The organism is Nocardia sp. NPDC003345 (assembly GCF_053589395.1).
In genome coordinates this window covers 1-6,754 of record NZ_JBSFRU010000339.1, presented here as the reverse complement: position 1 = coordinate 6,754, position 6,754 = coordinate 1, and the positions used below count along the sequence as shown (strand labels likewise).

The 6,754-nt window shown below is 68.7% G+C and carries 7 protein-coding genes; 6 read left to right on the top strand and 1 reads right to left on the bottom strand.

Features of this window, described 5'->3' with window-relative positions:
• The 5 genes from katG to ACWDU1_RS27150 form a co-directional block, all read left to right on the top strand.
• The coding region (gene katG, locus ACWDU1_RS27170; protein ID WP_450002745.1) for a catalase/peroxidase HPI at nt 1-1,784 on the top strand (1,784 nt) is incomplete at its 5' end.
• Nucleotides 1,785-1,957: 173 nt separating this feature from the next.
• Nucleotides 1,958-2,968, top strand: a complete 1,011-nt coding sequence (locus tag ACWDU1_RS27165) for an ABC transporter ATP-binding protein (protein ID WP_450002743.1) — start codon at nt 1,958-1,960, stop codon at nt 2,966-2,968.
• The gene (locus ACWDU1_RS27160; protein WP_450002742.1) at nt 2,965-3,777 is read left to right on the top strand and encodes an ABC transporter permease; all 813 of its coding nucleotides are present in this window, start codon (nt 2,965-2,967) and stop codon (nt 3,775-3,777) included. The genes ACWDU1_RS27165 and ACWDU1_RS27160 overlap by 4 nt, the downstream gene beginning before the upstream one ends.
• Nucleotides 3,774-4,916 carry a sensor histidine kinase gene (locus ACWDU1_RS27155; protein ID WP_450002740.1) on the top strand — a complete coding sequence of 381 codons (1,143 nt, stop codon included), beginning with the start codon at nt 3,774-3,776 and terminating at the stop codon, nt 4,914-4,916. Before ACWDU1_RS27160 ends, ACWDU1_RS27155 begins: the two co-directional genes overlap by 4 nt.
• A complete protein-coding gene (locus ACWDU1_RS27150) occupies nt 4,913-5,533 on the top strand; it encodes a response regulator transcription factor (RefSeq protein WP_450002738.1) in 621 nt (206 codons plus the stop codon). Before ACWDU1_RS27155 ends, ACWDU1_RS27150 begins: the two co-directional genes overlap by 4 nt.
• Here ACWDU1_RS27150 and ACWDU1_RS27145 read toward each other — a convergent pair.
• Nucleotides 5,530-5,910, bottom strand: coding sequence for a winged helix-turn-helix transcriptional regulator (locus ACWDU1_RS27145; protein ID WP_450002737.1), 381 nt, complete (start codon nt 5,908-5,910; stop codon nt 5,530-5,532). The two genes, ACWDU1_RS27150 and ACWDU1_RS27145, sit on opposite strands and share 4 nt — an antisense overlap.
• A 78-nt stretch (nt 5,911-5,988) precedes the next feature.
• On the opposite strand from ACWDU1_RS27145, the gene ACWDU1_RS27140 reads away from it, so the two are divergent.
• Nucleotides 5,989-6,399, top strand: a complete 411-nt coding sequence (locus ACWDU1_RS27140) for a RidA family protein (RefSeq protein WP_450002736.1) — start codon at nt 5,989-5,991, stop codon at nt 6,397-6,399.
• Nucleotides 6,400-6,754: the final 355 nt, after the last annotated feature.

Below are 6,754 nucleotides of genomic sequence, written 5' to 3'. Positions count from 1 at the left end.
GCCTGCTGTGGCCGGTCAAACAGAAGTACGGCAACGCGATCTCCTGGGCCGATCTGCTGGTGTTCGCGGGCAATGTGGCGCTGGAATCCATGGGTTTCCAGACCTTCGGCTTCGGGTTCGGCCGCCCCGATATCTGGGAGGCCGAAGAGGTTTACTGGGGTCCGGAGGACACCTGGCTCGGCGATGAGCGCTACAGCGGTGACCGCGAACTGTCCGGTCCGCTCGGCGCGGTGCAGATGGGCCTGATCTATGTGAACCCGGAAGGCCCCAACGGACAACCGGATCCGGTGGCCGCGGCCCGGGACATCCGGGAGACCTTCGGCCGGATGGCGATGAACGACGAAGAGACCGCCGCCCTCATCGTCGGCGGCCACAGTTTCGGTAAAACCCACGGCGCCGGCGATCCGGACCTGGTCGGCGCGGAACCCGAGGCCGCCCCGATCGAACAGCAGGGGCTCGGCTGGAAGAGCGCGCACGGCAGCGGTAAGGCCGGCGACGCCATCACCAGCGGTCTGGAGGTCGTGTGGACCTCCACACCGACCAAGTGGGGCAACGGTTTCCTGCAGAACCTCTACGGCTACGAGTGGGAACTCACCAAGAGCCCCGCCGGCGCGTGGCAGTGGAAACCGAAGGACGGTGCCGGTGCCGGGACCATCCCGGATCCCTTCGACGGGCCCGCCCGGACGCCCACCATGCTCACCACGGACCTGGCGCTGCGAGAAGACCCGGTCTACCGGGAGATCACCCGCCGCTGGCTGGACCACCCGGAGGAACTTTCCGAAGCCTTCGCCAAGGCCTGGTACAAACTGCTGCATCGCGATATGGGTCCGATCAGCCGGTATCTGGGCCCGTGGGTGCCCGAACCCCAGCTGTGGCAGGACCCGGTGCCGGCCGCGGATCACGCGCTGATCGACGACCAGGACGTCGCGGCCCTGAAGCACACCGTCCTCGACTCCGGCCTGTCGATCGCCCAGCTGGTCAAGACCGCGTGGGCGTCCGCCGCGAGCTTCCGCAGCACCGATAAGCGGGGCGGCGCCAACGGCGCGCGTATCCGGCTCGAGCCCCAGAAGAACTGGGAGATCAACGAACCGGCGGAACTGGCGACGGTGCTGCCGGTGCTCGAACGGATCCAGCAGGATTTCAACGCCTCCGCGGCCGGCGGCAAAAAGGTCTCGTTGGCCGATCTCATCGTGCTCGCCGGCTCGGCGGCCGTGGAGAAGGCCGCCGCCGACGCGGGGCACGAGGTCACCGTGCCGTTCGCACCCGGGCGCACCGACGCCACCCAGGACGACACCGATGTGGAATCCTTCGCGGTGCTCGAACCGCGGGCCGACGGTTTCCGCAACTACACGCGGCCGGGTGAGAAGGCACCGCTGGAGCGGCTGCTGCTCGATCGGGCTTACATGCTCGATGTGACCGCACCGGAGCTGACGGTGCTGGTCGGCGGTCTGCGTGCGCTCGGCGCCAACTACGGCGGCACCGCCCACGGTGTGTTCACCGACCGGCCCGGCGCCCTGACCACCGACTTCTTCGTCAACCTGCTCGACCAGGGTACGGAGTGGAAGGCGTCGGAGTCGGCGGAGAACGTCTACGAGGGCCGGGACCGGAAATCGGGCGCGGTGAAGTGGTCGGCCACCGCCAACGATCTGGTGTTCGGCTCCCATTCGGTGTTGCGTGCGGTCGCCGAGGTCTATGCCCAGCGCGACGCCGGAGGCCGGTTCGTCGACGATTTCGTGGCGGCCTGGGTCAAGGTCATGAACAACGATCGCTACGACCTGTCCTGATCCGGCACCGCGGACTCCGGTCCGCCCGGTGGCCCCGCCCGACCCGTCGGGCGGGGCCACCGCTTTCTCACGCGTCGCGATGACAAATGTCATCGCCGGACCGTGCACAACCCATCGGATCCGCTGACTGCGCTCACTACTGGACCCGGGTCGTCGCGGCGAGGCTGGAAGCCATGAACACTGCGCGATATTCACCCGAGATCCGCCCGCCACTGCCGAAGACATCCCGGCCCGCCGATGTCATCACCGCCCGCGGGCTGCGCCGGGTATACGGACGCGGCGACAGCGCCTTCGAGGCGGTCGGCGGAGTCGACTTCCAGGTGTGCGAGGGGGAGGTGTTCGCCCTGCTGGGCACCAACGGCGCCGGTAAGACCTCCACCCTCGACCTGCTGGAGGGCCTGGCGGCTCCCACTGCCGGTTCGGTGGAGGTCTTCGGCCTCGACCCGCTGCGTCACCGTGCCGAGGTCCGCCCGCAGATCGGCATCATGCTGCAGTCCGGGGGGTTACCCGCCGAGCTGACCGTCCGCGAAACGCTCGACATGTGGCGTGGGACCTGCAGCGCACCGGCGACCACCGATTCGGTCCTCACACAGGTGGGGTTGACCGATCGGGCGGCGGTCCGGATCGGATCGCTGTCGGGCGGCGAGCAGCGCCGCGTCGATATGGCCTGCGCACTGCTCGGGCGGCCCCGGTTGCTGTTCCTCGACGAGCCGACGACCGGCCTGGACCCGGAGAGCCGCCGCCGGACCTGGCGACTGCTCGCCGATCTGAAATCCACCGGGGTCACGATGGTGCTCACCACGCACTACCTGGACGAAGCCGAGGCGCTGGCCGACCGGATCGTGATCATGCACAAGGGGCGGATCGCCCGGGCGGGCACGCTGCGCGAGATCGTCGACGGGCATCCGGCGCGAATCGTCTTCGACCATCCCGGCCTGCCCCTGCCGCAACTGCGCGACGCCCGGGTGGATGCCGGGACCCGCGTCACTGTTACCACTCACGACCTGCAGGGACACCTGTTCGAGGTGCTCGGATGGGCGCGCGAGCACGGCCTGCGGCTCGGCGGGCTGGAGGCCCGCGCCGCATCCCTGGAATCGGTATTCCTCGATATCGCCAACGGCACCGATACCGGTCGGCCCGAAACCGCGGCGACCACCCACCACCTGATCGGAGCACCCCGATGAACTCCCTCGCGACAGCCACCCCGCGGTTCCGCCGCCGCCCGCTCACCGCGCTCGCGAAGGCGGAATACCTGCAGTTCCGGCGGAACAAAACGCTTATCTACATGGCGACGATATTCCCCATCGGAATCCCGGTCGCCATGTTCTTCATCGCCGCCCGCAGCGAGACGCCGACCCGGGCGACGGCAGCAATGGCCTTCGAACTCCTCGCCGTGGTCGCCCTGCTTTTCGTGCAGTACTACTCGGTGCTCTCGATGGTCACGACGCGCCGCGGCGAGGGCGTGCTGAAACGCCTGCGCACCGGAGAATCCGCCGACTGGCAGATTCTCACCGCACCCGCGGTCCCCGGCGCCGTGGTTACCCTCGCCTGCGCCGCGGTGGTCGCCGCCGTCGTATACGGGGCGGGGGTGCCCGCTCCCGTGAATCTCGTCGCGATACTGCTCGCCCTGGTCGGCGGGATCATCCTGTTCTCGCTGCTCGCGCTGGCCACCAGTACCGTCACCAAGAACGCCGAGGCCGCGCAGATCACGTCACTGCCGGTGATGACCGTCGCCATGCTCGGTCTCGCCTCCATCCGCGCGGCCCTGCCCGACCGCTTGGCCGATATCGCCGGGTGGACGCCGTTCGCCGCCGTCTCCGATCTGATCTCGCTCGGAATCGCCGGCACCGTCCCGGGCGGTGCCGCCGAACCCGCGCTGGGTTTCGCCGCCACGTTCTCCGAACTCGGCCGCCCGTTTGCGACACTGGCGATATGGACCGTCCTGGCGTTCGCGCTGACTCGCACGAGCTTCCGCTGGGACGACCGCGGGTGACACGCTGGACCTCGTGGTGGCACGAATTGCCGGGGGCGGCCAAGTTCCGCCTCTACACCCGGGTCACCCTGCAGGTATCCCTCATCGCGATGGGCGTGGTCATGGCTTTCGCCGCGCGCTCGCTCTGGCCCTCGCTCGCTATCGTGGCCGCGATCGCGGCCGCGGTGGCGGCGATCGAAACGCGCCCCGAACTCGGTGGGTCGAAGGCCCTGGTGACCCGGCGGTGGGTACTGCCCGCGGCCACGCTCACCCTGGCGGCGGTGGCGCTGGCCGCCACCGTCACGGCCCGCACCGCCACCGACGACGCGGTGGTGCGGCAGGCGGCGGTGGTCGGCGTCCTCGCGGTCCTGCTGGCCACCTTCGCCGTGGTGTCCTTCGCGCCCGGCAGGTGGTGGATTCTGCTGGGCACGGCCGTCTGCGCAGGCCTCGCCTTCGGGACCTCCCCGGCGATGGTCCTGGGCATCGGCGCGATCGTTTTCGTGGGCGGTCTCCTGGCGATCGCGACCGCCCTGGTCACCGTGTGGGGGCTGCGTATCGTCGACGAACTCGAGCGCACGAAACTGGTCGAAGCCGAGTTGCGGGTGGCGCAGGAACGACTGCGGTTCGCCCGCGACCTGCACGATGTCGTGGGACGTGGCTTCTCCGCAATCGCCGTGAAGAGCGAACTCGCCACCGCCCTGTCGCGCGCCGGCGAGTCCGGCCGCGCCGCCACCGAGATGGACGAGGTGCGCACCCTCGCCGTCGAGTCGATGGGGCAGATGCGAGAACTGGTCCGCGGCTATCGCGGTATCGACCTGTTGGGCGAGGTGGCCGGCGCGCGCTCACTGCTGTCGGCCGCGGGCTGCCGGATGCTCGTCGAAGGCGATGCCGCCGCGGTTCCCGCCCGGTTCCACGAGGTCGCGGCCTGGGTGGTCCGTGAGGGCACCACGAATATCGTCGAACATTCCGCCGCCACGATCGCCACCCTCGCCCTCGGGCACGCGGGAATGTCACTGCGCAATGACAACCCGCACCGTCCGATGGGGGAGCGGTCCGGGTTGCGTGGCCTCGCCGAACGGCTCGCGACCGTCGGCGCGACCCTCGAAGCCGCCGCCACCGAGTCCGAGTTCCTACTGGAAATACATTGGGGAGAACAGTGATACCCGTCTTCCTCGCGGACGACGAGACCCTCATCCGCGCCGCCCTCGCGACCATGCTCGACCTCGAGCCCGACCTCGCGGTCGTCGCCCATATGGGTTCCGGCGAGGAACTCGTGACGGCATGGCGTGCCCGCCACGACAGCGGCGAACCGGCCGCGGTAGCCGTTATCGACCTGCAGCTACCCGGTATCGACGGTATCGACACCGCCGCGCAGCTCCTGCGGGCCACCCCCGATGCCGCGACCCTGATCGTCACCAGCCACGGCCGCCCCGGCTACCTCAAACGGGCGCTGGCCACCGGCGTCCGTGGATTCCTCCCCAAAACCACCTCGGCCGCCACTCTGGCCGAGGTGATCCGCACCGTCCACGCCGGCGGCCGCTACGTCGATCCGGAACTGGCCGCGGAGGCCATCAGCGCCGGCGATACGGTACTCACCGCCCGCGAGGCCGACGTGCTCGAATACGCCCTCGACGGCTCGTCGGTCGACGATATCGCCCGCCGCGCCCACCTCTCACCCGGCACCACCCGCAACTATCTGTCCGCGGCCATGGCCAAACTCGGTGTCGCCAACCGCTACGAAGCGGCCCTCAAGGCCCGGGAGAAGGGCTGGATCTAGGAACGCCGCGCCGTTTCCTCGTCGTATCGGCCGCGCGCGAGTTCCACCTCCGGCAGCGCCACCGCCGTCCAGCCCAGCAGGGCATCGATCAGATCCTGCAGGGATTTCCCGATACCGGTGATGCGGTACTCGACGGCGACCGGCCGGGTATCGGTGACGATCCGATCGACCATCCCATTGCGTTCCAGCCGCCGCAGCGCCGTCGTCAGCGATTTCTGCGTGACCACCGGTATCGCCCGGCGAAGTTCGTTGAACCGCAACGGCCTCTCACACAACGCCTCCAGAACCTGGATCGACCATTTGTCGAGCACCTGATCGAGAAGTTCGCGATGCCGCGCGGACAGCTGCGGACCGGACGGGGGAGCGGTTTCCTGCATGACACCTAGTCTCGTTGAAGTGTCCATCGAGTACCAGGTAGACATCGGATACCTACACCGCGCAGGAAGGCATCCACGATGACCGTGCAGTACCTCACCCCCGAGGGCATGTTCACCCCCGTTCCGTACCACCATGTTTCGATCGCCACCGGCACCCGCCAAGTCCACGTCGCCGGCCAGATCGCCCGCGACGCCGCCGGAAACCCCGTCGCCACCGGCGACCTCGCCGGCCAGGTAGCGCACTCCCTGCGCAACACCGCCCGCGGTCTGGCCGGCGCGGGTGCCACCTTCGCCGACGTCGTCCGCCTGCGCTTCTACGTCACCGGCTGGAGTCCGGACAAGTACTCCGCGTTCGTCGAGGGCATCGATCGGGTGAGGGAAGAACTGGGCCTGCCTCACCCGCTGCCACCCCTCTCCGCCATCGGTGTCGATTATCTCTTCGAACCCGACGTACTCGTCGAGGTGGAAGCCGAGGCGATCCTCCCCTGAGGTCTTGCCGCCGCTCCGTGCTCATGATCGGAACCGGGTCACGGGCAGCCCGGCCCCACGACCTTGATCCTGCAAGTTCTCCGGTCGGCTCTTCTGTGGCCCGCGTCGGGGCGGATCGCGACCGGTGTAATGCGGGATGGCACGCATAGGAATGACGCGGTCGTGCCAGTCAAGATCAGCAAGAGATCACCGGAGCCGGGGACAAGCTCTCCGAGCACCTGCGGTCCCGTTCTGGTCCCGCTCTCCGGGTGGTTGGATGATAAAGAAAACCCCTCCTGAGCTGGTCAGGAGGGGTTTTCTGATTGTCGGGCTGACAGGATTTGAACCTGCGACCACTTGACTGGGGGTCAAGTGG